We start from the raw sequence: 2,184 nt of genomic DNA on the forward strand, positions 1-2,184 counted from the left end.
GTTGTACCGGCGCTCCACGGCATCAAGCAGGGCAAGGGTTTCGGCGGCGGCGGACACGGCGACTCTCCCGGCGGCGACAGGGATGCCGGCACATAGGATCATTTTCCTCCGCCATCAGGCAAGGAAAATGATCAGCCTGTGGAGCCGCCTGCCTACTGGCTCACCCACACCACGCGGGCGACCCAGTCCACCGCCTCGCGCTCCAGGCTGCGGTCGCCGTGGGAGGGGTTGAGGGAGCGCAGTTCGATGCGCTTTTCCGACAGCCGCAGCAGTTCCTTCACCATCACCTCGCCGTCGCGGGTGCGGACCACCACGCGGTCGCCCCGACGCAGCGTCGATTCGGGCGACACGATCAGGCGGTCGCCGTCGCGGTAGACCGGCTGCATGGAGTCGCCCGAGACCTCCAGCGCATAGGCATGGGGGTCGGTGACGTCGGGGGAGCGGATCTCGTCCCAGCCGCCGCCGGCCGGATAGCCGGCATCGTCGAAGTAGCCCGCCTGCCCCGCCTGGGCGAAGCCGATCAGCGGCACCGTGCGCGGGGCCGGGCCGCCGAAGGCGCGGTCCTCCACCAGGGCCGTGAACTCGGCGAAGGTGGAACCGGTGGCATCCAGGATCTTGGCGATCGACTCGGTGGACGGCCAGCGCGGCTTGCCTTCCCGCGTGGTCCGCTTGCTGCGGTTGAAGGTGGTGGAATCCAGTCCGGCACGCCGCGCCAGGCCGGAAGCCGTGAGGCCCTTGCTTTGTGCGAGGCGGTCGATGGCGCGCCAGATCTGCGAATGGGTCAGCATGGGAAGATGGTCTTACAGGCGGACTGAAAGCGCATTAAGAACAAATTCCGCCATGATCGTTGACATCCCAGGCCGCCAATCCTAACACTGACGGTTGTTCTTGTTTCGTTCTGACCGTTCTGGTCCAGCCGGAGGATGTTTCCATGGCGCAAGCCCGCCTGCCCGCCCCCCGCCCCGCCGCCTGTCGCCCGACCCAGCCGTTCGACTCGGCGGAACAGGCGTGGTTCTGGTTCTGGCAGTGCCAGATCGCCCGCGACGACGGCGCCCGCTTCGTCGCCGATGCCGGCCTCGTCGCCCGTCCCTGCGACCCCGACGACCTGTGGCGGGCCGCCCTGGCGCTGCTGCGCCGCCGCATCATCGACCGCCGCCACCTGCGGGTGCTGTCGCTGTTCGGCCGCCGGCTGGCGCCGCCCGACCCGCGACTGGCGGAGGAAGCCGTCGCCGCCCGCCTGTGGGACGACGCCCTCGACCGCCTGACATCGCCGCTGCGCGCCAAGGGGATCGTGGCATGACGGCCGCCGCCACCCTGGGCCCCGCCGCCACCGGCACCGCCCGCCCCGCTGCCATGGTCGCCTCCGCCGTCCGCCCCGCTGGCAGCGGCACGCCGGCGCTGGTGGTGTTCACCGATCACACCGACCTGCCGTGGCTGCGCCTGCTGCGGCCCGGCTTCCGCCACTGCTTTGCGGTGGTGCAGGCGAACGGCGCCTGGGTGATCGTCGACCCGCTGTCCCACTGCACCACCCTGCAGGTGGTGCCGGAACTGGCCGGCTGGCAGCCGCAGGCGTGGTTCCGCCACCACGGGCTGACGGTGGTGACCACCGAGGTGCGTCAGCCGCCGCACCGCCTGGCACCGTGGCGCCCCTACACCTGCGTCGAGGCGGTGAAGCGCCTGCTCGGCCTGCGGCTGCCGGGTGTCTTCACCCCCTGGCAACTGTACCGGGCGCTGCAGGGAGAGAGAAAAATCCGCGTAGAGGAAAAAAATCTTGACATGAGGCGGCGAAAGCGGGCATAGTTCCTCTTGTCAACGCCACAGGTGCGCCTAAAGCCCCGCCGGACCCGCTCCGGCGGGGTTTTTCATGGCCGCCGCCGACCTCCGTCCCCCTTCCGATCCCGCCGTGCAGGAGACCCCGCCCATGGGTGGCTTCTCGTCGTCCGCGCCGCGGCCTGTCAGCGCCCCCAGCGCGCTGGATGCCGTGGTCTATACCATGATGGTCCGCCAGGATCTGGTGAACCAGGGCAAGGCCGCCCCCATCACGCCGCCGCCGCTGCCGCCGCCGCCGGAGCCGCAGCGCATCGTCGTGCAGGTGCCGGTGCCCAACCTGGTGCCGGTGCCGGTCCCGACGCCGGCGCCGCCGCGCCCGACGGCGGCAGCCCCGGCCGCCGCCGCGCCGGCCGC

At 71.2% G+C, this 2,184-nt stretch carries 3 protein-coding genes and 1 pseudogene; 3 read left to right on the top strand and 1 reads right to left on the bottom strand.

Annotation, left to right across the window (positions count from 1 at the left end; translation table 11 throughout):
- Positions 1 to 152 precede the first annotated feature (152 nt).
- Positions 153 to 788: a S24 family peptidase gene (locus ABD056_RS22660; protein ID WP_343870560.1), complete on the bottom strand. Its 636-nt coding sequence runs from the start codon at positions 786 to 788 to the stop codon at positions 153 to 155.
- Positions 789 to 931: 143 nt separating this feature from the next.
- Between ABD056_RS22660 and ABD056_RS22665 the strand changes: the two genes are divergently transcribed.
- From ABD056_RS22665 to ABD056_RS22675, 3 genes and pseudogenes are all read left to right on the top strand, one after another.
- The gene (locus tag ABD056_RS22665; RefSeq protein ID WP_343870561.1) at positions 932 to 1,300 is read left to right on the top strand and encodes a hypothetical protein; all 369 of its coding nucleotides are present in this window, start codon (positions 932 to 934) and stop codon (positions 1,298 to 1,300) included.
- The gene (locus ABD056_RS22670; RefSeq protein WP_343870562.1) at positions 1,297 to 1,800 is read left to right on the top strand and encodes a hypothetical protein; all 504 of its coding nucleotides are present in this window, start codon (positions 1,297 to 1,299) and stop codon (positions 1,798 to 1,800) included. Before ABD056_RS22665 ends, ABD056_RS22670 begins: the two co-directional genes overlap by 4 nt.
- Positions 1,801 to 1,864: 64 nt before the next feature.
- A pseudogene (locus ABD056_RS22675) lies at positions 1,865 to 2,184 on the top strand (hypothetical protein); the annotation flags it as partial.

The organism is Caenispirillum bisanense (assembly GCF_039523075.1).
Lineage (GTDB): Bacteria > Pseudomonadota > Alphaproteobacteria > Rhodospirillales > Rhodospirillaceae > Caenispirillum > Caenispirillum bisanense.